The organism is Streptomyces sp. NPDC013317 (assembly GCF_055563155.1).
This window is the reverse complement of sequence record NZ_JBVHDX010000015.1, coordinates 49,432-72,388: the sequence shown is the minus strand read 5'-3', so window position 1 is coordinate 72,388 and position 22,957 is coordinate 49,432. Positions and strand designations below refer to the sequence as shown.

Annotated in this window: 21 protein-coding genes; 15 read left to right on the top strand and 6 right to left on the bottom strand. The window is 72.2% G+C overall.

The genetic code is table 11. The annotated features are described in order from the left end of the window. Window positions 1-48: 48 nt before the first annotated feature. A complete protein-coding gene (locus ACZ3IJ_RS30445; RefSeq protein ID WP_467473350.1) occupies window positions 49-2,448 on the bottom strand; it encodes a Tex family protein in 2,400 nt (799 codons plus the stop codon). 93 nt (window positions 2,449-2,541) lie between these two features. Further along, complete coding sequence (locus ACZ3IJ_RS30440; RefSeq protein ID WP_467473348.1) at window positions 2,542-3,405, bottom strand: SCO6745 family protein; 864 nt, start codon at window positions 3,403-3,405, stop codon at window positions 2,542-2,544. Between the two features lie 124 nt (window positions 3,406-3,529). Here ACZ3IJ_RS30440 and ACZ3IJ_RS30435 point away from each other — a divergent pair, with 124 nt between their 5' ends. Both ACZ3IJ_RS30435 and ACZ3IJ_RS30430 read left to right on the top strand, forming a co-directional pair. Then, window positions 3,530-4,513, top strand: coding sequence for a GlxA family transcriptional regulator (locus ACZ3IJ_RS30435; protein WP_467473346.1), 984 nt, complete (start codon window positions 3,530-3,532; stop codon window positions 4,511-4,513). 10 nt (window positions 4,514-4,523) lie between these two features. Continuing rightward, on the top strand, window positions 4,524-5,165 hold the full coding sequence (locus tag ACZ3IJ_RS30430) for a DJ-1/PfpI family protein (protein ID WP_467473344.1): 642 nt from the start codon (window positions 4,524-4,526) through the stop codon (window positions 5,163-5,165). Between the two features lie 28 nt (window positions 5,166-5,193). On the opposite strand, the gene ACZ3IJ_RS30425 is transcribed toward ACZ3IJ_RS30430, so the two are convergent. After that, window positions 5,194-5,946: an enoyl-CoA hydratase/isomerase family protein gene (locus ACZ3IJ_RS30425; protein WP_391796712.1), complete on the bottom strand. Its 753-nt coding sequence runs from the start codon at window positions 5,944-5,946 to the stop codon at window positions 5,194-5,196. 303 nt (window positions 5,947-6,249) lie between these two features. Here ACZ3IJ_RS30425 and ACZ3IJ_RS30420 point away from each other — a divergent pair, with 303 nt between their 5' ends. Further along, on the top strand, window positions 6,250-6,774 hold the full coding sequence (locus ACZ3IJ_RS30420) for an ATP-binding protein (protein WP_467473340.1): 525 nt from the start codon (window positions 6,250-6,252) through the stop codon (window positions 6,772-6,774). Here ACZ3IJ_RS30420 and idi read toward each other — a convergent pair. The 3 genes from idi to ACZ3IJ_RS30405 form a co-directional block, all read right to left on the bottom strand. Continuing rightward, complete coding sequence (gene idi / locus ACZ3IJ_RS30415; protein WP_391796710.1) at window positions 6,740-7,348, bottom strand: isopentenyl-diphosphate Delta-isomerase; 609 nt, start codon at window positions 7,346-7,348, stop codon at window positions 6,740-6,742. The genes ACZ3IJ_RS30420 and idi overlap by 35 nt on opposite strands. A 143-nt stretch (window positions 7,349-7,491) precedes the next feature. Beyond that, window positions 7,492-8,745, bottom strand: a complete 1,254-nt coding sequence (locus ACZ3IJ_RS30410) for a GNAT family N-acetyltransferase (RefSeq protein WP_467473335.1) — start codon at window positions 8,743-8,745, stop codon at window positions 7,492-7,494. Between the two features lie 170 nt (window positions 8,746-8,915). After that, on the bottom strand, window positions 8,916-9,857 hold the full coding sequence (locus ACZ3IJ_RS30405) for a cation diffusion facilitator family transporter (protein WP_467473331.1): 942 nt from the start codon (window positions 9,855-9,857) through the stop codon (window positions 8,916-8,918). 407 nt (window positions 9,858-10,264) lie between these two features. Here ACZ3IJ_RS30405 and ACZ3IJ_RS30400 point away from each other — a divergent pair, with 407 nt between their 5' ends. The 12 genes from ACZ3IJ_RS30400 (at window position 10,265) to ACZ3IJ_RS30345 (ending at window position 22,882) form a co-directional block, all read left to right on the top strand. After that, on the top strand, window positions 10,265-12,088 hold the full coding sequence (locus tag ACZ3IJ_RS30400) for a DUF5941 domain-containing protein (RefSeq protein WP_467473539.1): 1,824 nt from the start codon (window positions 10,265-10,267) through the stop codon (window positions 12,086-12,088). Beyond that, window positions 12,085-12,822: a phosphocholine cytidylyltransferase family protein gene (locus ACZ3IJ_RS30395; RefSeq protein WP_467473328.1), complete on the top strand. Its 738-nt coding sequence runs from the start codon at window positions 12,085-12,087 to the stop codon at window positions 12,820-12,822. The genes ACZ3IJ_RS30400 and ACZ3IJ_RS30395 overlap by 4 nt, the downstream gene beginning before the upstream one ends. Continuing rightward, a complete protein-coding gene (locus ACZ3IJ_RS30390) occupies window positions 12,810-13,871 on the top strand; it encodes an iron-containing alcohol dehydrogenase family protein (RefSeq protein ID WP_391796706.1) in 1,062 nt (353 codons plus the stop codon). Before ACZ3IJ_RS30395 ends, ACZ3IJ_RS30390 begins: the two co-directional genes overlap by 13 nt. Continuing rightward, window positions 13,849-14,628, top strand: coding sequence for a CDP-alcohol phosphatidyltransferase family protein (locus tag ACZ3IJ_RS30385; RefSeq protein ID WP_391796705.1), 780 nt, complete (start codon window positions 13,849-13,851; stop codon window positions 14,626-14,628). The genes ACZ3IJ_RS30390 and ACZ3IJ_RS30385 overlap by 23 nt, the downstream gene beginning before the upstream one ends. A 77-nt stretch (window positions 14,629-14,705) precedes the next feature. After that, window positions 14,706-15,584: a glycosyltransferase family 2 protein gene (locus tag ACZ3IJ_RS30380; protein WP_391797031.1), complete on the top strand. Its 879-nt coding sequence runs from the start codon at window positions 14,706-14,708 to the stop codon at window positions 15,582-15,584. A 48-nt stretch (window positions 15,585-15,632) separates the two neighbouring features. Next, window positions 15,633-16,562 carry an ABC transporter permease gene (locus ACZ3IJ_RS30375; protein ID WP_467473324.1) on the top strand — a complete coding sequence of 310 codons (930 nt, stop codon included), beginning with the start codon at window positions 15,633-15,635 and terminating at the stop codon, window positions 16,560-16,562. Further along, a complete protein-coding gene (locus ACZ3IJ_RS30370; RefSeq protein WP_467473322.1) occupies window positions 16,555-17,340 on the top strand; it encodes an ABC transporter ATP-binding protein in 786 nt (261 codons plus the stop codon). The genes ACZ3IJ_RS30375 and ACZ3IJ_RS30370 overlap by 8 nt, the downstream gene beginning before the upstream one ends. Before the next feature lie 119 nt (window positions 17,341-17,459). Next, window positions 17,460-18,131 (top strand): TetR/AcrR family transcriptional regulator, encoded by a 672-nt coding sequence (locus ACZ3IJ_RS30365; protein ID WP_467473321.1) that lies wholly within the window; start codon window positions 17,460-17,462, stop codon window positions 18,129-18,131. Window positions 18,132-18,428: 297 nt separating this feature from the next. Then, window positions 18,429-19,346 carry a squalene synthase HpnC gene (gene hpnC / locus ACZ3IJ_RS30360; protein WP_467473319.1) on the top strand — a complete coding sequence of 306 codons (918 nt, stop codon included), beginning with the start codon at window positions 18,429-18,431 and terminating at the stop codon, window positions 19,344-19,346. Next, the gene (gene hpnD / locus ACZ3IJ_RS30355) at window positions 19,343-20,293 is read left to right on the top strand and encodes a presqualene diphosphate synthase HpnD (protein WP_467473316.1); all 951 of its coding nucleotides are present in this window, start codon (window positions 19,343-19,345) and stop codon (window positions 20,291-20,293) included. Before hpnC ends, hpnD begins: the two co-directional genes overlap by 4 nt. Window positions 20,294-20,375: 82 nt before the next feature. Further along, on the top strand, window positions 20,376-21,785 hold the full coding sequence (gene hpnE, locus ACZ3IJ_RS30350; protein WP_467473314.1) for a hydroxysqualene dehydroxylase HpnE: 1,410 nt from the start codon (window positions 20,376-20,378) through the stop codon (window positions 21,783-21,785). Continuing rightward, entirely contained in the window at window positions 21,782-22,882 is a 1,101-nt protein-coding gene (locus ACZ3IJ_RS30345) for a polyprenyl synthetase family protein (RefSeq protein WP_467473312.1), read from the top strand. Before hpnE ends, ACZ3IJ_RS30345 begins: the two co-directional genes overlap by 4 nt. Window positions 22,883-22,957 lie beyond the last annotated feature (75 nt).

Below are 22,957 nucleotides of genomic sequence, written 5' to 3'. Positions count from 1 at the left end.
CGCGGGGAAGCGGAACGGGCCCGGCCGTGAGGCCGGGCCCGCATCGCGTCAGCGCCCGCGCCGCTTCCCGCCGCCGCCCTCCTGGTTCAGCAGGCCCGCCTTGCGCAGGGCGTCCGCCATCGCGCTGTTCGCGGGCGCCGGGGCCGATCCGCCCTGGGACGACGACTGGCCGCGACGCTGCTGCGGCGGGCGGCCACCACGGTCGCCGCGCTCACCGCGTCCGCCGCGCTCACCGCGCTCCCTCTTCGGTGCACCGCCGCCGGCCTCCGCCGTCGCCTCGTCGTCCAGCCGCAGCGTCAGCGAGATCCGCTTGCGCGGGATGTCGACGTCCAGGACCTTCACCCGGACCACGTCACCCGGCTTCACGACGTCCCGCGGGTCCTTGACGAAGTTCTTCGACATCGCCGACACGTGCACGAGCCCGTCCTGGTGCACGCCGATGTCCACGAACGCCCCGAACGCCGCCACGTTCGTGACCACGCCCTCCAGGACCATCCCCGACACCAGGTCGCCGATCTTCTCGACGCCCTCCTTGAAGGTCGCCGTCCTGAACGCCGGCCGCGGGTCGCGCCCCGGCTTCTCCAGCTCGCGCAGGATGTCGGTGACCGTCGGCAGACCGAAGGTCTCGTCGACGAACGCGTCCGCCCGCAGCGACCGCAGCACGCCCGTGTTGCCGATCAGCGACGCGACCTCGCCGCCCGTCGACTTCACCATCCGCCGCACCACCGGGTACGCCTCCGGGTGCACCGAGGAGGCGTCCAGCGGGTCGTCACCGCCCCGGATGCGCAGGAAGCCCGCACACTGCTCGTACGCCTTTGGTCCGAGCCGCGCCACGTCCTTCAGCGCCTTCCGCGACCGGAAGGGCCCGTTGGCGTCGCGGTGCGCCACGATGTTCTCCGCCAGGCCCGAGCCGATGCCGGACACCCGCGAAAGCAGCGGCGCGGAGGCGGTGTTGACGTCCACGCCGACACCGTTCACACAGTCCTCGACGACCGCGTCGAGGGACCGCGAGAGCTTCACCTCGGACAGGTCGTGCTGGTACTGCCCGACGCCGATCGACTTCGGATCGATCTTCACCAGCTCGGCCAGCGGGTCCTGGAGCCGCCGCGCGATGGAGACCGCGCCGCGCAACGAGACGTCCAGCTCGGGCAGTTCCTGCGAGGCGAAGGCCGACGCGGAGTACACCGAGGCGCCCGCCTCGGAGACCATGACCTTGGTGAGCTGCAACTCCGGGTGCCTGGCGATGAGTTCACCGGCCAGCTTGTCCGTCTCGCGGGAGGCCGTGCCGTTGCCGATGGCGACCAGCTCGACCGCGTGCTGCTTGGCGAGCCGCGCCAGCTTCGCCAGCGACTCGTCCCACTTGTTCGCCGGGACGTGCGGGTAGATCGTGTCGGTGGCCACGACCTTGCCCGTCGCGTCGACCACGGCCACCTTGACACCCGTACGGAAGCCCGGGTCCAGACCCAGGGTCGCCCGCGTCCCGGCCGGGGCGGCGAGCAGCAGGTCGCGCAGGTTCGCCGCGAAGACCCGTACCGCCTCGTCCTCCGCCGCCGTCCGCAACCGCAGCCGCAGGTCGATCCCGAGGTGGACGAGGATCCGGGTCCGCCAGGCCCAGCGGACCGTGTCGAGCAGCCACTTGTCGCCCGGGCGCCCCCGCTCGGCCACACCGAAGCGGGAGGCGACGAGGGACTCGTACGAGGACGGGCCTGGCGCGTCGGAGGGCTCCTCCGGCTCCAGCTCCAGGGAGAGGACGTCCTCCTTCTCGCCGCGCAGCATCGCGAGGACCCGGTGCGAGGGCAGCGCCGTGAACGGCTCGGCGAAGTCGAAGTAGTCGGCGAACTTGGCCCCCGTCTCCTCCTTGCCGTCCCGGACCCTGGCCGCGAGCCGGCCCCGGCCCCACATCCGCTCACGCAGCTCGCCGATCAGGTCGGCGTCCTCGGAGAACTTCTCCGTGAGGATGGCGCGGGCGCCCTCCAGCGCGGCGGCGGGGTCGGCGACACCCTTGTCGGCGTCCACGAAGGCCGCCGCGGCGGCGGAGGGGTCCACCGAGGGGTCCGAGAGGAGCCCCTCCGCCAGCGGTTCGAGACCGGCCTCCCGGGCGATCTGCGCCTTGGTACGGCGCTTGGGCTTGAAGGGCAGGTAGATGTCCTCCAGCCGGGCCTTGGTGTCGGCGGCCCGGAGCTGGGCCTCCACCTCGGCCGTCAGCTTTCCCTGCTCCCGTACGGAGTCGAGGATGGCGGCCCGCCGGTCCTCCAGCTCCCGCAGATAACGCAGCCGCTCCTCGAGCGTGCGCAGCTGGGCGTCGTCGAGCATCTCGGTCGCTTCCTTGCGGTAGCGCGCGATGAACGGCACGGTCGAGCCGCCGTCGAGCAGCTCGACGGCCGCCCTCACCTGTCGCTCACGTACGCCGAGTTCCTCGGCGATCCTGCCTTCGATGGACGTCGTCACGGTGTCCCGACTCGCCTTCTCGTGCCTCAAGCTTGCGACTGCATTCTGCCGCGTCCCCTCCCGGAACCCCGCACGCGCCCCGGTCCGGCCGTGTCAGCCCCTGTCGGCGAGGTCCGCGGGGAAGGCGCCCGCGAGGAGGGCCGCGTTGCGGAAGGCCTTGCCCAGCTCCGTGAGGCGTTCCACCCCCGCCGCGCCCAGGTGCTCGTACGGGGCCGAGTCCAGACGGTCCGTGTGGTCCTCGACCGCGTCGCGCAGGGCCGTGCCCTCCCGCGTGAGCTCGCCGTCCGCGTCCAGCAGTCCGCGCTCCCGCAGGCGCGCCGCCGCCGCGTCCCAGTCGGTGCGCCGCCAGCCGCGGGCGCCCAGGGCCCAGCGCGGGTTCATGCCCGTGCCGGTGGCGGTGTGGCTGACCATCGCCTCCAACGGGTCGAGGCCCGCGCTCAGGAGGGCCGCCAGGTGACCGTCGCCCCGGTGCTCGCGCAGGAGCGTCGCGGCGTGCCAGTAGCGCAGGTGCGGCTGCTCCGGGACGGGCAGGTCGGCATGGGCCGAGTAGAGCGGTCGGGCGTGCCGGGTGCAGGCCTCGGTGGCGCGCAGGGCGAGCTCGGCGGCCTCGGCCATCTCGACCGACGCGAGGGCGTCCGCGCCGAGGAGCCGGCGCATCGTGGCGTCCACGGCGCGCAGCCGCGCGGCCACCACCTCCGCGGGCGTGGCGACGTCCCAGACGGCGGGCAGGTGCTGGGCCAGCATCTCGACGTTGTAGTTGGAGAAGGCCGCGGCGACCGTTCCCGCGCCGACGGCCCCCATCGCGGCGCTGCGCGAGGCGAGCCGCATGGCCGTCACGTCGTCGAAGCCGAGCGCACGGAACTCGGCGTCCAGATCGGGCGAGAAGTACACGGTGGAGTGCATCGGGTTGAGCATGTGGTGGCAGCGGCGGCCCGCGCGGGGCGGCAGAGAGGTCATGGAACGGAACGTTACCGACTGGTCGGTACGACCGGAAGGGCGGGCTCCGTCACGCGGAGCGATGGCAGGAAAGGTGGGACCTTCGTCATTGCGGACATCCCGCGCTCCACCAAGGATGGGACGCATGACGAAGCGACCCGTGCTCGTCGTCCTCTTCGACGACGTGCAGAGCCTGGATGTCACCGGACCGGTGGAGGTGTTCGCCGGAGCCGCCCGCGCCGTGGGCGGCGACAGCGCCTACCCGATCGTGACGGCCTCGCTCGACGGCGGCCCGGTCCGCACCCAGAGCGGTCTGCGGCTGCTCCCGGACACGACGCTCGCCGCCGCGGAGCGCCCCCACACCCTGCTCGTCCCCGGCGGCGAGGGCACCCGCCGTCCGGACCCGCGGCTGATCGCGTGGCTGCGCGCGAACGCGCCGCGTGCCGAGCGACTGGTCTCGGTCTGCACGGGCGCCCTGCTGCTCGCCGAGGCCGGCCTCCTCGACGGCCACCGGGCCACCACCCACTGGTCCGTCTGCGACCACCTCGCCCGCTGCTACCCCGAGGTGGAGGTGGAGCCGGATCCCATCTTCGTCCGCGACGGCGCCCTCGCCACCTCCGCGGGCGTCACCGCCGGCATCGACCTCGCCCTCGCGCTCGTGGAGGAGGACCTGGGCCGGGACACCGCGCTGACCGTCGCCCGTCATCTGGTCGTCTTCCTGCGCCGACCGGGCAACCAGGCGCAGTTCAGCGCCCAGCTCTCCGCCCAGACCGCCCAGCGCGCGCCCCTGCGGGACCTCCAGCAGTGGATCACCGAGCATCCCGGGGGAGATCTCTCCGTCGAGGCGCTCGCCGCCCGCGCCCGGCTGTCGCCGCGACACTTCGCCCGCGCGTTCCACGCGGAGACCGGGACGACCCCGGGCCGGTACGTCGACCAGGTCCGGCTCGAACACGCGCGCAGGCTCCTGGAGGAGACGTCCGACGGCGTCCTGGAGGTGTCCAGGGCCGCCGGTTACGGCACCGCCGAAGCCATGCGCCGGGCCTTCGTCAAGGCGATGGGCACCGCCCCGGCGGAGTACCGCCGCCGCTTCCACGCACCCGTACCGAACGCACCGCAGACCACCCGCTGAAGGGAATCCCATGCAGATCGCCGTACTGCTCTACGACCGCTTCACCACGCTCGACGCCGTCGGACCCTACGAGCTGCTCGCCCGCATCCCCGGTGCCGAGACCGTCTTCGTCGCCAAGGAGGCCGGACCGGTCCGCAACGACCAGGGCAGCCTCGCGCTCGTCGCCGACAAGACCCTCGCGGACGTGCCGAACCCGGACATCGTCCTGGTCCCGGGCGGCCCCGACTCCCGTACGGCGATGAACGACCCGGAGATCCTCGACTGGCTCCGTACCGCCGACGCCACCAGCACCTGGACCACCTCGGTCTGCACGGGCTCCCTGATCCTGGGCGCCGCCGGTCTGCTCGGCGGCCGCCGCGCGACCACCCACTGGCTCGCCTTCGACGAGCTCCGGGCGGTCGGCGTCGAGCCCACCGGCGAGCGGGTCGTCTTCGACGGAAAGTACGTCACCGCCGCCGGGGTCTCGTCCGGCATCGACATGGCGCTGCACCTCATCGGCAGGATCGCCGGCGACGCGACGGCGCAGACCATCCAGTTGCTGACGGAGTACGACCCGCAGCCGCCCTACGACGCGGGCTCCCCGGAGAAGGCCCCGGCCGAGATCGTCGCCCGCTGGCGCGGTACGGCCACCGAGGACCTCCCCCAGGGCTGACCGCCGCGTCGTCCCCCGGGTCCGGGCCTCAGACCTCGTACGTGAAGCGGGGCGCGCGGCGCTCCAGGAAGGCGGCGACACCCTCCGCGGTGTCGCCGCTGCCGCGTGCCTGCTCGGCCCAGTGCGCGTCACGGTCGGTGCGCCCGTCCGCGAACTCCTTCGCCGCCGCCTGGGTCAGCAGGGAGCGCGTGACCAGTACCCGGGTGAACTCGGCCACCCGCTTGTCCAGTTCGCCCGCCGGGAGCACCTCGTCCACCAGGCCGGTGCGCAGCGCCCGCTCCGCGTCGATCAGCTCGCCGGAGAAGAGCAGGTACTTGGCGGCCGACGGCCCCACCAGCGCGGCCAGCCGCCGGGTCGACGAGGAGGGGTAGACGATCCCGAGCTTCGACGGGGTGACCCCGAACCGCGCGTCCTCCTCCGCGAACCTCAGATCGCAGGCCGCGGCGAGCTGGCTGCCGCCGCCGACGCAGTAGCCGCGGACGGCGGCGAGCGTCGGCTTGGGGAACGCCGCGAGCGCCTCCTCGGCGCGGACCGCGAGCGACTGCTGCTCGTCGCCCGGCTCCCGCAGCGTGGAGATGTCCGCGCCGGCGCAGAAGGTCGCGCCGTCGCCCGTGAGCACCAGAGCACGGACCGCGGCGTCGGCGGCGAGCGGCGCGAGCAGCTCGGGCAGGGACCGCCACATAGCGGCCGTCATCGCGTTGCGCTTGGCCGGGTTCGAGATGACGACGGTGGCGACCTCGTCGGCCACGACGACCTTCACGCGCGGTTCGGTGGGCTCCATGGGCCGGATGCTATCCGGGCACCCCGACCGTAGGATCACGAAGGGGTTCGAGAGCGAAACAGGTCTGCCCTCCTGCCGGCGAACCGGAGACCCCGCAGGCCACACCGCAGGGCGGTGCACCGGACGTCCCTCCGAAGAGGTCAGAAGAAGGTCAGGAGCAGTCGAACAACTGACGTTGGCATACTCACCCGATCGGAATGCGGTCGATAAGTGTCGACTTCTGGTCAGTAGCCCGGTCCGGACCTGCGCCTTACCAAGACTTGACTCGTGGCGACAATCGAGCACGAGGGTGGGAGCCGGACTATGGAAAGCCGGGGGAGCGTCCCCGCACGGCCACCGTCCTACGAAGGGGTCTGGCGCTTCACCGCTCCCGCGGTCGACGTCTCCGTTCCGCAGGCCCGGCACGCCGTACGGGACCTGCTGATCCGTCAAGGTGTACCGGCCCACGACGACACGGTCCAGGGCCTGCTCCTGATCGTCTCGGAGCTGGTCACCAACGCCGTCAAGCACGCGGCGCTGCTCTCCCCCGAAGTGGCGGTGGAGGTGGCGATCGGCGCGGAGTGGATCCGGGTGTCCGTCGAGGACAACCACCCGTACCGCCCCAAGGCGCTGGAGGCCGACGACGGGCAGACCGGCGGCCGTGGGCTGCTCCTGGTACGGGAGACCGCCCTGGAGGCGGGCGGGGCCTGCGACGTGGAGCACACCGCGAGCGGCGGAAAGATCATCTGGGCGGCCCTGCCCCTGGTCCCGAGGCTTCCGGCGCCGGGGCCGGCACCGGAAGCGCTGCCCGGGATCACCAGCCCCCGGCCGGACCCGTCAACTCCCTGACCGCCGGACGCGCCGCGTCGAGCACGGTCATGAACCACGCGGAGAACGGCGCGGTCGCGTGCCGCTCGTCCAGCTCCTCCGCCGTGACGAAGGCCGTGTCCTCGATCTCCTCCGGGTCGGGCCGCAGCTCGGCCTGGACCATGCCGACGAAGAGGTGGTTGTACTCCTGCTCCACCAGGCCCGACGCCGGGTCCGGGTGGTTGTAGCGGACGGTGCCCGCCTCGGCGAGCAGTGAGGGCGAGATCCCCAGCTCCTCGTACGTCCGCCGGGCCGCGGCCGCGAACGGCGCCTCGCCCGGGTACGGGTGGCCGCAGCAGGTGTTCGACCAGACGCCGGGGGAGTGGTACTTGCCGAGCGCGCGCCGCTGCAGCAACAGCCGGCCCGACTCGTCGAAGAGGAAGACGGAGAACGCCCGGTGCAGCTGGCCAGGCGCCTGGTGGGCGGCGAGCTTCTCCGCCGTACCGATGGTGATGCCGTTCTCGTCGACCAGTTCGAGCATGATCGACGCCTGGGCTGCGGTCGGCTGCACGCCGTTCGACGAGCTGTGAGCCACGCTGGCTGATGTGGTCGGCATAACCGTCCTTCGCTTCGGTCTCGGCCCGGTGGGGCTCCCTCAGTCTGCCGCACAAGAACCACTTGTCCGTACTTGGGCGGCCGGGACATGGCCCGCTCCCACCGCACCGGAGTACATCCGGCGCGGCGGGAGCGGGCGGCGCGTCAGACGCCGAAGGCCGCCGGATAGCGGAGCGTGCCCGGGGGGACCGGGCCGGAACCGGCCAGGACGAGCGCCATCATCGCCTCGTCCGGAACCTCGAAGGACGGCTTGATTCCATACGCGGACGCCCGTTCGAAGCCGAACCTGGGGTAGTACTCCGGGTGCCCGAGGACGAGCACGACCCGTTCCCCGCGCAGCCGCGCCGCGTCGAGGACGGCCCGGACGACGGCCTCCCCGGCCCCCTGCCGCTGGTACGCGGGTGCGACGGCGACCGGCGCGAGCGCCGCCGCCGGAACACCGTCGACATGGCACCGGGTGATCAGCGCGTGTGCCGCGACCGAGCCGTCCGGGGCCTCGGCCACGAACGACAGACCGGGCAGCCAGGCCCCGGCGTCCACGCGGAGGGCGTCGACCAGATCGGCCTCCGCCCTCGTCCCGAAGGCCGTCGCGTTGACGTCCCACACGGCACGGACGTCGGCAGCGGTCTCCGGCCGTGTCCGCCACCGGGTGTCGGCCGGCCGCAGGACGTAGCCGGTGTAGCCGTACTCGCCGCCGTGGTCACGGCGCATGGCGAGTTCCGCCCGGGTCGCGGCGAGAGCCTCGGCCATCCCGGGGAGGGACGGGTCGGCCGCGTCGGCCCGCTCGGCGAGCGGGCCGTAGTACTCGTCCCAGTCGCTCTCGGGCTGGGGGACGGTGCCGAGGACGTGGTAGCCGCCCTCGACGGCCGCGGCGGTGTTCGCCCTCCCGGATCGGAGCGGGTAGTGCTCGTCCCAGAAGGCACGGGCCTCCGGGCTCGGGTCGTCCACCGTCCACTCGCACTCGGTCAGCACGAGGGCGCCACCGGTGGGAGAGGCGAGCAGTCGGCGCCAGGAGCCCAGCGCGGTGTCGAAGCCGAGCGCGTAGGCAGAGCTCTCCGCCCAGACGAGATCGAAGGATCCGTCCGGGAACGGCAGCTCGCCCATGTCGGCGTGGACCGTACGGACACGGTCGCCGAGCCCACGGGCTTCGGCGGCCTGCCGCAGCTCGTCGAGGAACGGCCGGTGCAGATCGACCGCCGTCACCTCGGCCCCGGCCTCGGCGGCCAGGAGCAGCGCGGAACGGCCGGGTCCGCAGCCCAGATCGAGCACGCGCGGCCGCTGGGGCAGCGGGCCCGCAAGGGCGAGCAGTCGGCGGGTGGTGGCGTCTGAGCCGGGTCCCTGCCGCGGAAGACCGTGGTGCAGGGTGAAGAAAGCGGTGTGCAGAGCGTTGTCGGACAACGTGGGAAACCCTTGTGTGAGAGGGCCCCGGCCGACGTGGAACGTCAGGTCAGCCGGAAACCCGGAAGCTGAGGAAGGACCGGGCGCTGCCGCACTGGGCAGCCTCCATCGCGACGGTCATCAACCTCAGCTCCTCTCCACACCTCACGTACGTCCCGGAAGGCTAGCAGTCAGAGGCAGAGCTTCGCCTCGTGGGCGGCGTGGCCCGCGGGCTCCAGCTGGAAGGTGCAGTGCTCCACGTCGAAGTGGTCGCCCAGGCAGCCCTGCAGTTCGTGCAGCATCTTCTCGTGGCCGACGGCGTCCAGCGCCGCCTGTGACACGACCACATGGGCGGAGAGCACCGGCATCCCGGAGGTGATCGTCCAGGCGTGCAGGTCGTGGACGTCCTCGACGCCCGGCAGCGCCAGTATGTGCGCCCGTACCTCGGCCATGTCGACGCCCTTCGGGGCCGACTCGAGCAGGACGTCGAGGGTCTCGCGGAGCAGTTTCATGGTGCGCGGCACGATCATCAGGCCGATGAGGATCGAGGCGATCGGGTCGGCGTACTGCCAGCCGGTGGCCAGGATGATGCCGGCGGAGACGAGGACTGTCACCGAGCCGAGCGCGTCCGCCAGCACCTCCAGATAGGCGCCCCGCACGTTGAGGCTCTCCTTCTGGCCGCGGACCAGCAGCGAGAGCGAGACCATGTTGGCGACCAGGCCGACGAGCGCGAACGCGATGGTCAGTCCGCCCTTGGTCTCGGCCGGCTCGATGAACCGCTGGACCGCCTCGTACAGGACATAGGTGCCGACGCCGAGCAGGAGGAGACAGTTGGCCAGCGCGGCGAGGATCTCGGCCCGCGCGAAGCCGTAGGTCCGGTTCTGGGTGGGCGGGCGGTTGGCGAAGTGGATCGCCAGCAGTGCCATCGCCAGGCCGACGGCGTCGGTCGCCATGTGGGCCGCGTCGGCGATCAGGGCCAGCGAGTCCGCGACGACACCGCCGATGATCTCGACCACCATCACGGACAGTGTGATCGCGAGCGCGATCCGCAGCCGGCCCCGGTAGGCCGCGGCCGCGGTGCCCGTGGGCGGCGGCCCTCCGTGACTGTGTCCGTGGTCGTGTCCAGCCCCCATGGCGCGGCCTCCCGGTCGTCGTCGTGTGCGGTGCCCGAGCGGCAAGTCAACTACGGGTGGGGGGTATGTGCAACACGGTACTGAAGACCGTTGTCATATCATCTGACCTGCACTGATGCGGGCCTGGTGGGAGAGCGTGCGAGGGTGGTTCCGGGGTGCCGGTGAACGCGGTTTGTGAGGGGGCCGGTGGATCACCCATGATGATCTCCGTAGGGCATGGCGCACTCGGGCGGATTCGAGTGGGCCCGGGGGAGTCCGCACCACTAAGCCTCGGTGAACTCCCACCCTCGTCCATCCGATAGCCTCAGCCGACGTGCCGCCGCCCGATGCCGGGCGGAGCCGCCGCGCCCGGGGCCGTGCCATGGGCCCCCGCGGGCCCGCCCGTCAGCTCCAAGGAGTGAGTTCGTCTGTCGACCGCCATCCTCACCGGTCCGCCGGTACCCGGATCGTCGCTCGACGGCGATCTGCGGTCGCTCGGCTTCGACGTACGGGTCGCCTCCGGCCCGCAGGACACCGGCGCACTGCTCGCCGCCGTACCGGCGGGTGAGCGGATCGCCGTCGTCGATCCTCGCTTCGTGGGGCACCTGCACGCCCTGCGGCTGGCGCTCACCGACCCCCGCTTCCCCGCCGCCGCGGCGCCCGGCGCGCTCACCGCGCAGCCCGAGGCCCGCCCGGCGCTCGCCCGCGCCCTGACCGACGCGTACGCCTCGGTGCCCGGCGCCCCGGCCGCACCCGCCCCCGCGGCCGACGGCGAGATCCTGCCCGACGCGCTCGCCGACGCCCTCGACGCCGACGGCGTCGCCGTCCACCGGCCCCAGCTCGGCACGCTCGTCGCCGCCGTTCCGACCGACGCCGAGGCCCGCCACGAGGCCCGCGCCGCCGTCGCCGCAGTCGACGACGAGGCCGTACGGCTGCGCTCCGCGGTGAAGGCCCACGACGGCTTCTTCACCACGTTCTGCGTCAGTCCGTACTCGCGCTACATCGCGCGCTGGTGCGCCCGGCGAGGCCTCACCCCCAACCAGGTCACCACGGCCTCGCTGCTCACCGCCCTGATCGCGGCCGGCTGCGCCGCCACGGGCGAGCGCGGCGGCTACGTCGCCGCCGGCGTGCTGCTCCTCGTCTCCTTCGTCCTGGACTGCACCGACGGGCAGCTCGCCCGCTACTCGCTGCAGTACTCGACGATGGGGGCCTGGCTCGACGCCACCTTCGACCGCGCCAAGGAGTACGCCTTCTACGCGGGCCTCGCACTCGGCGCGGCGCGCAACGGCGACGACGTCTGGGCGCTCGCGCTCGGCGCGATGGTCCTGATGACCTGCCGGCACGTCGTGGACTTCTCGTTCAACGAGGCGAACCACGACGCCACGGCGAACACCAGCCCCACCGCGGCCCTCTCCAACCGGCTCGACAGCGTCGGCTGGACCGTCTGGGTCCGCCGGATGATCATCCTGCCGATCGGCGAACGCTGGGCCATGATCGCGGTCCTCACCGCCGTCACCACCCCGCGCATCGTCTTCTGGGCTCTGATCATCGGCTGTGCCTTCGGGGCCTGCTACACCACCGCCGGGCGCGTGCTCCGGTCCCTGACCCGCAAGGCGAAGAGGACCGACCGGGCCGCCCAGGCCCTCGCCGACCTCGCGGACTCCGGGCCGCTCGCCCGGTTCGTGGCCGGACGGCCCGGGGCGGTCCGCGGCACCTGGGTGGCTCCGCTGATGGCCGCCTTCGGCACCGTCCTCGTCCTGATGGAGGCGGGCACCCAGGACGTCGGCAGCCTCTGGGTCGTCCTCGCCACCGTGGTGTACGTCCTGGTCTCCGGCGTCGTCGTGTCGCACTCCCTCAAGGGACCCCTCGACTGGCTCGTCCCACCGCTGTTCCGGGCCGCCGAGTACGGCACGATCCTGATCGTCGCCGCACGCTCCGAGGTGAACGGCGCCCTGCCCGCGGCTTACGGGCTCGTGGCCGCCGTCGCCTACCATCACTACGACACGGTGTACCGCATTCGCGGCGGCACCGGCGCCCCGCCCGCCTGGCTCGTGCGTACCGTCGGCGGTCACGAGGGCCGCACGCTGCTGGTGGTCGTACTCGCCGCCCTGCTGGCGGACCGCGGCGACGGCTTCACCCTGGCGCTCACCGCTCTGGCGGTCGTCGTCGCGCTCGTGGTGCTCGTGGAGTCCATCCGCTTCTGGGTGTCCTCCGGAGCACCCGCCGTACACGACGAAGGAGAAACCGCATGATCGGCCTCGTACTGGCAGCCGGTGCCGGACGGCGTCTGCGCCCCTACACCGACACGCTTCCGAAGGCCCTCGTGCCTGTCGACGGTGACACCACCGTCCTCGACCTCACGCTGAAGAACTTCGCCGAGGTCGGCCTCACCGAGGTCGCCATCGTCGTCGGCTACCGCAAGGAGGCCGTGTACGCGCGCAAGGAGGCCCTGGAGGCCGCCTACGGCGTCTCGATCACCCTGATCGACAACGACAAGGCCGAGGAGTGGAACAACGCCTACTCCCTGTGGTGCGCCCGTGACGTTCTCAAGCGCGGTGTGATCCTCGCCAACGGCGACACCGTCCACCCGGTCTCCGTCGAGAAGACGCTGCTCGCCGCGCGCGGCGACGGCCAGAAGATCATCCTCGCCCTCGACACGGTGAAGAGCCTCGCCGACGAGGAGATGAAGGTCGTCGTCGCCGACGGCAAGGGTGTCGAGAAGATCACCAAGCTGATGGACCCGGCCTCCGCCACCGGCGAGTACATCGGTGTCACCCTCATCGAGCCCGAGGCCGCCGAGGCGCTCGCCGACGCGCTGAAGGCCACCTTCGAGCGCGACCCCGACCTCTACTACGAGGACGGCTACCAGAAGCTCGCCGACGACGGCTTCAAGATCGACGTGGAGCCCATCGGGGACGTCAAGTGGGTCGAGATCGACAACCACGACGACCTCGCGAAGGGCCGTGAGATCGCGTGCCAGTACTGACCCGGCTCATCCCCTCGCCGGTCGTCGTCGACATCCGGCGCGGAGCGATGGAGGACCTCTCCACGCTCCTGGCGGACCAGCGGATCTCCAGCAACGGCCGGATCGCCGTCGCGATCAGCGGCGGCTCGGGCCTGAAGCTGCGCGAGCACTTCGCCCCCGAGCTGCCCGGCGCCGACTGGTACCCCGTCGACGGCGGCACCATCGACGCGGCCGTGAAGCTCGCAGACGCCATAAGGGGCCAGCGGTACGACGCGGTGGTGGCGCTTGGCGGCGGCAAGATCATCGACGTGACCAAGTACGCGGCGGCCCGGGTGGGCCTGCCGCTGGTCGCCATCGCCACGAACCTGTCGCACGACGGCATCTGCTCGCCGGTCTCCACCCTGGACAACGACAACGGGCGCGGCTCCTACGGAGTGCCGACCCCGATCGCGCTGGTCATCGACCTCGACGTGATCCGGGACGCCCCGGTGCGCTACGTCCGCTCCGGGATCGGCGACGCCGTCTCCAACCTCTCCGCCATCGCGGACTGGGAGCTCTCCCACCGCGAGACCGGTGAGCCGGTCGACGGCCTCGCCGCGGCGATGGCCCGCAGCGCCGGCGAGGCGGTGCTCCGCCACCCCGGCGGCGTCGGCGACGACGACTTCCTCGTCACGCTCTCCGAAGGCCTCGTGATGTCCGGCATCGCCATGTCGATCAGCGGCGACACCCGGCCCTCCTCGGGCGCCTGCCACGAGATCAGCCACGCCTTCGACCTGCTCTTCCCCCAGCGCGCCGCCAGCCACGGCGAGCAGTGCGGCCTCGGCGCCGCCTTCGCGATGCACCTGCGCGGCGCCGCCGACGGCTCGCTGGGGATCGTCGAGACGCTGCGCCGCCACGGGCTGCCCGTGACGCCCGAGGAGATGGGCTTCAGCGTGGACGAGTTCGTCCAGGCCGTGTCCTTCGCCCCGCAGACCCGTCCCGGCCGCTTCACCATCCTCGAACACCTCGACCTCTCCGACGACCAGATCAGGGACGCGTACGCCGACTATGCCAAGACCATCCGTAGCTGAACTCCGCCCGGTCGTGCACCCGGCGGGTGTGAAGGACCGGCGTAGCGGAGAGCACTGGGGCGGCCGCCTGTACATGCGCGAGATCTCGCTGCGCATCACCCGCCGCCTGGTGACCACGAACGTCACGCCGAACCAGCTGACGTACGTCATGACCCTCTTCGGCGTGCTCGCCGCCCCGGCGCTGCTCGTCCCGGGGATCTGGGGCGCCGTCCTCGGCGTCGTCGCGGTCCAGATGTACCTGCTGCTCGACTGCGTCGACGGCGAGGTCGCCCGCTGGAAGAAGCAGTTCTCGCTCAACGGCGTCTACCTCGACCGCGTCGGCGCCTACCTGTGCGACGCCGCCGTGCTGGTCGGCTTCGGCCTGCGGGCCGCCGACCTCTGGGGCGGTGGCCGCATCGACTGGCTCTGGGCCTTCCTCGGCACGCTCGCCGCGCTCGGCGCCGTCCTGATCAAGGCGGAGACCGACCTCGTCGGTGTCGCCCGTCACCAGGGCGGGCTGCCCCCGGTCAAGGAGGCGGCGAGCGAGCCCCGCTCCTCCGGCATGGCCCTCGCCCGCCGGGCGGCCTCGGCGCTGCAGTTCCACCGCCTGGTCCTCGGCATCGAGGCCTCGCTGCTGATCCTGGTCCTGGCGATCCTCGACGCGGTCCAGGGCGGGCTGTTCTTCACCCGGCTCGGTGTCGCGGTCCTCGCGGGTATCGCGATGCTCCAGACGGTCCTGCACCTGGTGTCGATCCTGGCGTCGAGCCGGCTGAAGTGAGGCCGGGGGACATGGCGAGGGCACGGACGACAGACGAGACGACGACAAGCGCGGGGAGGACGAACGTGACCACGGCGATGAAGCTGGGTGCCGTCATCATCACGATGGGCAACCGGCCCGACGACCTGCGCGCGCTGCTGGAATCGGTGGCCAAGCAGGAGGGCGAGCCGGTCGAGGTCGTCGTCGTCGGCAACGGCGCCCCCGTCACGGGGGTGCCCGAGGGCGTCCACACCATCGACCTGCCCGAGAACCTCGGCATCCCCGGGGGCCGCAACGTCGGCATCGAGGCGTTCGGCCCCGGCGGCCCGTGCGGGCCCGTCGACGCCCTGCTCTTCCTCGACGACGACGGTCTGCTCGAACGTGACGACACCGCCGAGCTGATCCGCGAGGCCTTCGCCGCCGATCCGAGGCTGGGCATCATCAGCTTCCGGATCGCGGACCCCGAGACCGGTCTCACCCAGCGTCGGCACGTCCCGAGGCTGCGCGCCTCCGACCCGATGCGGTCCTCGCGCGTGACCACCTTCCTCGGCGGCGCGAACGCCGTGCGCAGCCAGGTCCTCACCGAAGTCGGCGGACTGCCCGACGAGTTCTTCTACGCCCACGAGGAGACCGATCTCGCCTGGCGTGCCCTCGACGCCAACTGGATGATCGACTACCGTTCCGACATGGTGCTGCTCCACCCCACCACGCCACCGTCCCGGCACGCGACGTACCACTACAACGTGGCCCGCAACCGGGTATGGCTGGCCCGGCGCAACCTCCCCGCTCTGCTCGTTCCGGTCTACCTCGGTGTCTGGCTGCTGCTGACCCTCGCGCGACGTCCCTCGGGCCCCGCGCTCAAGGCGTGGCTCGGCGGTTTCCGCGAGGGCTGGGCCACCCCCTGCGGACCGCGCCGGCCCATGAAATGGCGTACGGTGTGGCGGCTGACCCGACTGGGACGCCCGCCCGTCGTCTGACACGTGGTGCCCGACCTGCCGCGCATCTGAATACGAAAGTTCCGACCTGTGAGTGACACAACCCACGACGGCCGGGTCGCGACCAGCGCCCCGCCATCCGCCGACGACGGCCTGCCCCCGGCCGAGCTGGCCGCGAAGTACGGTCTGTCGGTCAGCGGCGCCCGGCCCGGGTTCTTCGAGTACATCCGCCAGCTCTGGGGGCGGCGCCACTTCATCCTCGCCTTCTCCTCGGCGAAGCTGACGGCGCAGTACAGCCAGGCGAAGCTCGGCCAGATCTGGCAGGTGGCGACCCCCCTGCTCAACGCGCTGGTCTACTTCCTGATCTTCGGCCTGATCCTGGACGCGGGCCGGGGCATGGAGACCAAGGTCTACATCCCCTTCCTGGTGACCGGCATCTTCGTGTTCACCTTCACCCAGAGCTCGGTCATGGCGGGTGTGCGGGCGATCGCGGGCAACCTCGGCCTCGTGCGGGCCCTGCACTTCCCGCGCGCCTCGCTGCCCATCTCGTTCGCGCTGCAGCAGCTCCAGCAGCTGCTCTTCTCCATGATCGTGCTGGCCGCGGTCGCGATCGCCTTCGGCAGCTACCCCTCGATGAGCTGGCTGCTGCTGATCCCCGCGCTGTTCCTGCAGTTCGTGTTCAACGTCGGTCTGGCCATGATCATGGCGAGGATGGGCTCGAAGACCCCCGACCTCGCCCAGCTCATGCCGTTCGTCATGCGCACGTGGATGTACGCGTCCGGCGTGATGTTCTCGATCCCGGTGATGCTCGCGGACAAGCCGGCCTGGATCGCCGACGTGCTCATGTACAACCCCGCCGCCGTCTACATGGACCTGATCCGCTTCGCGCTGATCGACGGTTACGGCGCCGAGAACCTGCCCTCGCACGTCTGGGCGACCGCCGTGGGCTGGGCCCTGGCGATCGGCATCGGCGGCTTCGTCTACTTCTGGAAGGCCGAGGAGAGGTACGGCCGTGGCTGACTCCACCCAGGGACTCGTTCCCACCGTCATCGCCGACGACGTCCACATCGTCTACCGGGTCAACACCGGTGGCGGCGGCAAGGGCAGCGCCACCGCCGCCCTCAGCCGGATGCTCGGCCGCGGCAAGGCCGAGGTCACCCGGGGCGTCCGCAAGGTGCACGCCGTGCGCGGCGTCACCTTCACCGCGTACCGCGGCGAGGCCATCGGCCTCATCGGCAGCAACGGATCCGGCAAGTCGACCCTGCTGCGCGCCATCGCCGGCCTGCTCCCCACCGAGAGCGGCAAGGTCTACACCGACGGGCAGCCCTCGCTCCTCGGCGTCAACGCGGCGCTGATGAACGACCTGACCGGCGAGCGCAACGTGATACTCGGCGGCCTTGCCATGGGAATGAGCAGGGAAGAGATCCGCGAGCGCTACCAGGGCATCGTCGACTTCTCGGGCATCAACGAGAAGGGCGACTTCATCAGCCTGCCCATGCGGACGTACTCCTCCGGTATGGGCGCCCGGCTCCGGTTCGCCATCGCGGCCGCCAAGAACCACGACGTCCTCATGATCGACGAGGCGCTCGCGACCGGTGACCGCAAGTTCCAGATCCGCTCCGAGCAGCGCATCCGGGAGCTCCGCAAGGAGGCCGGCACGGTCTTCCTGGTCAGCCACAGCAACAAGTCGATCAGGGACACCTGCGACCGCGTCCTGTGGCTGGAGAAGGGTGAGCTCCTCATGGACGGTCCCACCGAGGAAGTCCTGCGGGCGTACGAGCGCGAGACCGCGAGGTAACACGCCGAACCGCGTACACCAGGCCCCCGCCGACCCCGGCGGGGGCCTCCGCGTTCCCCGGGCCGCGCCCGGCCCCCACCTGGAATGTTCATGCGGTCAACATCGGGCAGGATGAGCGCATGGCAGCGATCTCGGGGGGAAAGTCCTATCACCACGGCGATCTGCGCAACGCGCTGATCTGCGCCGCCGTCGACCTCGCCACCGAGGGCGGTCCCGAACGGGTCGTGCTGCGCGAGGCCGCCCGCAGGGTCGGCGTCTCGCCCACCGCCGCCTACCGGCACTTCGACGGCCGGGGCGAGCTGCTGGGAGCCGTCAAGGTCCACGCCCAGCGGGCGCTCGCCGATTCCATGGAGCGCGCGGCCGCCCGGGTTCCGGGCGCCGACGACCCCACCGTCGCCGCCGAACTCCGCCTCGCCGCCCTCGGTCGCGGCTACGTCGGCTTCGCCGTGGACCAGCCCGGCCTCTACCGGGCGGCCTTCTGCACCCCGCCCCCGGCCTGTGGAGAGGCCTGGGCGCCCCCCGGCCGTCCGGTCGAACCCGAACCCGAGATCCGCGCGTTCGCCCTGCTCACGGACGCCCTGAACGCTCTGGCGGGGGCGGGCAGCGGCCCCCGCCATGCCCGTCCGGCCGCCGCACCCGCTGCGTGGTCGGCCGTGCACGGACTGTCACTCCTGCTGCTCGACGGTCCGCTCGGCCGCCTCCCGGAACAGCGCCGTGCCGCGGTCGTCGAGTCCACCCTCGCCCTGGTGGTCTCAGGTGCCCGCGCCGACCGGCGGTCGTCGGAGATCTGAACTTCCGCCTGCCGTCGAAGGGTTGACGCGACCTGTGAGGTCTTCCCGGAGCGTCCACCACCCCGACGAGGCACTCGGCGCTGTACAACGTAAGCTGTACCGGTGCTGATTCGTGGCAAGTGGGGCGATAACTCCTGGGCGCCCCCGCCCCTCGGGCGGCGAGCCCCGGCGTGGCCCGGTGGCGTGTCCGAAATAGGATGGATTGGATCGGCAGTGTAGAACAGGAGATATGACGGCCATGACGCGAAATCTCCAGCTGCACGAGGGTGTCGCCGTCCCCGCGTCGGGCAGCGGCCAGTGACGCCGACCCGACAGGCACGCCCCGACGCCTCCTCTCGCGCCACGCTCGACAAGGCCGCGGACGAGAACTTCCCCGTGGCGCCCTTCTTCCTCCCGCGCGCGTGGCGCGACGACCTCATGGCCGTCTACGGCTACGCGCGGCTCGTCGACGACATCGGCGACGGCGACCTCGCCCCCGGCGGAGCCGACGCCCGCCATCTCGGCGTCGCCCCCGAGCGGGCCGAGGACCGCCTCGCCCTGCTCGACGCCTTCGAGGCCGACCTCCTGCGGGTCTTCGACGGCACCCCGCACCACCCGCTGCTCCGCGCCCTCCAGCCGACCGTGCGGCGCCGCGCCCTCACCCCCGAGCCCTTCCTCGGTCTGATCGAGGCCAACCGCCAGGACCAGCTCGTACGCCGCTACGAGACGTACGACGACCTCGTGGCGTACTGCGAACTCTCCGCCAACCCCGTCGGCAGGCTCGTCCTCGGGATCACCGGAACGGCCACCCCCGAGCGCGTCCGCCGCTCCGACGCCGTCTGCACCGCCCTGCAGGTCGTCGAGCACCTCCAGGACGTCGCCGAGGACCTCGGCCGGGACCGGATCTATCTGCCCGCCGAGGACATGAAGCGCTTCCACGTCACCGAGGACGATCTCGCCCGCCCGACCGCGAACGCCTCCGTACGCGCCCTGATCGCCTTCGAGGCGGCGCGCGCCCGAGCCCTGCTCGACGACGGAGTTCCCCTGGTGGGGAGCGTGCACGGCAGGCTGAGGCTGCTGCTCGCCGGGTTCACGGCCGGCGGACTCGCGGCGCTCGACGCCGTCGCCGCCGCCGGGGGCGGGTTCGACGTCCTGGCCGGGTCGCCCAGGCCCGCCAAGCGGAGTCTGATGCGGGAAGCGGGATCGATTTTGCTCAGAGCGCGGAGAGAGGGGTGAGCCGGACCGTGGAGGGACAGACGGAGACGTCCGCGCCGGTACAGGCCGCGTACAGCTACTGCGAGGCCGTCACCGGACAGCAGGCCCGCAACTTCGCCTACGGGATCCGGCTCCTGCCGATCGAGAAGCGACAGGCCATGTCCGCGCTGTACGCGTTCTCGCGGCGCGTCGACGACATCGGCGACGGCACGCTCGCCCCCGAGGCCAAGCGGGACCGGCTCGAAGGGACCCGCGCGCTCCTGGACCGGATCCGCCGGGGCGGGGTCGACGAGGACGACACCGACCCCGTCGCCGTCGCCCTGTCCGACGCCTCCCGGCGCTTCCCGATCCCGCTCGACGGGCTCGACGAGCTGATCGACGGCGTCCTGATGGACGTCCGCGGCGAGTCGTACGAGACCTGGGACGACCTCAAGGTCTACTGCCGGTGCGTCGCCGGCGCGATCGGGCGGCTCTCGCTCGGAGTGTTCGGCACCCAGCCGGGCGCGCAGGGCGTCGAACGCGCCCCCGAGTACGCCGACACCCTCGGGCTCGCCCTCCAGCTCACCAACATCCTCCGGGACGTACGCGAGGACGCCGGCAACGGGCGCACCTACCTGCCCGCCGACGACCTCGCCAAGTTCGGCTGCGGCGAGGGCTTCGGGAGTGCGACGCCGCCCGCCGGCTCCGACTTCACCGGTCTCGTCCACTTCGAAGTCCGCCGCGCCCGCGCCCTGTTCGCCGAGGGTTACCGGCTCCTGCCCATGCTCGACCGGCGCAGCGGCGCCTGCGTAGCCGCGATGGCCGGGATCTACCGCCGCCTCCTCGACCGGATCGAGCGCGACCCGGAGGCGGTGCTGCGCGGCCGGGTCTCGCTCCCGGGGCGCGAGAAGGCGTACGTCGCGGTGCGCGGCCTCTCCGGACTCGACACCCGGAACGTCTCCCGACGGGTCGTCAGGAGGCGTGCCTGATGGGCGCGTACGATCCCGGGCACCGGGCAACCCTCCGCCGCCGGGCGGCGTCCCTGACTGCGACCCTCCGAGGGGAGGCCTCGTGACCACCGACGGCACCACACCGCAGCGTGCGGCCGGGGCCGGCGCGACCGCCGTCGTGATCGGCGGCGGACTCGCCGGGATCACCGCAGCGCTCCAACTGGCCGACGCCGGAGTGCGCGTCACGCTCCTCGAAGGCCGGCCGAGGCTCGGCGGACTCGCGTTCTCCTTCCGGCGCGGCGAGCTCACCGTCGACAACGGGCAGCACGTCTACCTGCGCTGCTGCACCGCCTACCGGTGGTTCCTCGACCGCGTCGAAGGCGCCCACCTGGCGCCCGTCCAGGACCGGCTCGACGTGCCCGTACTCGACGTCGCCCACCCCCGGGGCCCCCGCCTCGGACGGCTGCGGCGCACCGGCCTGCCCGTACCGCTGCACCTCGCCGCGAGCCTGGCGACCTACCCCCACCTCTCCCTCGCCGAGCGCGCGAGCGTCGGGCGGGCCGCGCTCGCCCTGAAGGGACTCGACCCCGCCGACCCCGCCCTCGACGGCATCGACTTCGCCACCTGGCTCGGCCGCCACGGCCAGTCCCCGCGCGCCGTCGAGGCCCTCTGGGACCTCGTCGGCGTCGCCACCCTCAACGCCACCGCGCCGCACGCCTCCATGGGCCTGGCCGCCATGGTCTTCAAGACCGGCCTGCTCTCCGAACCGGGCGCCGCCGACATCGGCTGGGCTCGCGTCCCCCTCGGCGAGCTCCACGACACCCTCGCCCGCAAGGCCCTCGACTCCCTCGGCGTACGGACCGAACTGCGTACCAAGGCCGAGCGGATCGCCCGTGGCGAAGACGGCCGGTGGAGCGTCGAGGTGCCGGGAGAGACCATCGAGGCCGACGCCGTCGTGCTCGCCGTACCGCAGCGCGAGACCCGCGAGCTGATCCCCGAGGGCGCACTCGACGATCCCGACCGGCTCCTGGACATCGGCACCGCGCCGATCCTCAACGTGCACGTCGTCTACGACCGCAAGGTGCTCAGGCAGCCGTTCTTCACCGCGCTCGGCTCGCCGGTGCAGTGGGTCTTCGACCGTACCGACTCCTCCGGCCTCAAGGGCGCAGGACAGTACCTGGCCGTGTCCCAGTCCGCCGCCCAGGACGAGATCGACACGCCCGTCTCCGTACTGCGCGAGCGCTACCTCCCGGAGCTCGAGCGCCTGCTCCCCGCCGCACGCGGCGCCGGAATCCGGGACTTCTTCGTCACCAGGGAGCGGACAGCGACGTTCGCCCCCACCCCGGGCGTCGGGCGGCTCCGCCCCGCCGCCCGCACCCACGCCCCCGGCCTGTACCTGGCCGGCGCTTGGACCGCCACCGGCTGGCCCGCGACCATGGAGGGTGCCGTCCGCAGTGGTTTCAGCGCCGCGGGCGCCGCGCTCTCCGCCTTCGGCCGCCGCCATGAACATCCGCTGCAGGAGGCGGCATGAGTGTGAGTACTGGAACAAGAGGAGAGACCGTGCCGACTGTGCCCCCGGTGAACCCGGCCGTCGACACCGCGGACGTCACCGCTCTGCTGGATCGCGGGCGGACCCTGGCCACCCCCGTCCTGCGGGCGGCCGTCGACCGGCTCGCCCCGCCCATGGACACCGTGGCCGCCTACCACTTCGGGTGGATCGACGCTCACGGCAACCCCACGGAGGGGGACAGCGGCAAGGCCGTCAGGCCCGCTCTCGCGCTGCTCTCCGCCGAGGCCGCGGGCGCCGCCCCCGAGGTCGGTGTCCCCGGTGCCGTCGCCGTGGAGCTCGTCCACAACTTCTCGCTGCTGCACGACGACCTGATGGACGGCGACGAGCAGCGGCGCCACCGCGACACCGTCTGGAAGGTGCACGGCCCCGCGCAGGCGATCCTCGTCGGCGACGCGCTCTTCGCGCTCGCCAACGAGCTGCTGCTCGAACTCGGCACCGTCGAGGCCGGCCGCGCCACCCGCCGCCTGACCACCGCCACCCGAAAGCTCATCGACGGGCAGGCCCAGGACATCTCCTACGAGCACCGCGAGCGGGTCACCGTCGAGGAGTGCCTGGAGATGGAGGGCAACAAGACCGGCGCCCTGCTCGCCTGCGCCGTCTCCATCGGCGCCGTCCTCGGCGGCGCCGACGACCGCACGGCCGACAAACTGGAGGAGTACGGCTACCACCTCGGCCTCGCCTTCCAGGCCGTCGACGACCTCCTCGGCATCTGGGGCGACCCGGAGTCCACCGGCAAGCAGACCTGGAGCGACCTGCGGCAGCGCAAGAAGTCCCTGCCCGTCGTCGCCGCCCTCGCGGCCGGCGGCCCGGCCTCCGAGCGACTCGGCGAGCTCCTCGCCGCCGACGCCAAGAGCAGCGACTTCGACTCCTTCTCCGAGGAGGAGTTCGCCACCCGCGCGGCCCTCATCGAGGAGGCCGGCGGCCGCGAGTGGACCTCCGAGGAGGCCCGCCGTCAGCACACCATCGCCATCCGCGCCCTGCACGAGGTGGACATGCCCGAGCGCGTCCGGGCCCAGCTCACCGCGCTCGCCGACTTCGTCGTCGTACGGAAGAGATGATCACCATCACCCTGATATGAGTGCGCAGTCGCCGGCCGGTGCCACCGGGCATCGGCCGACGGCAGACCCGAAGAA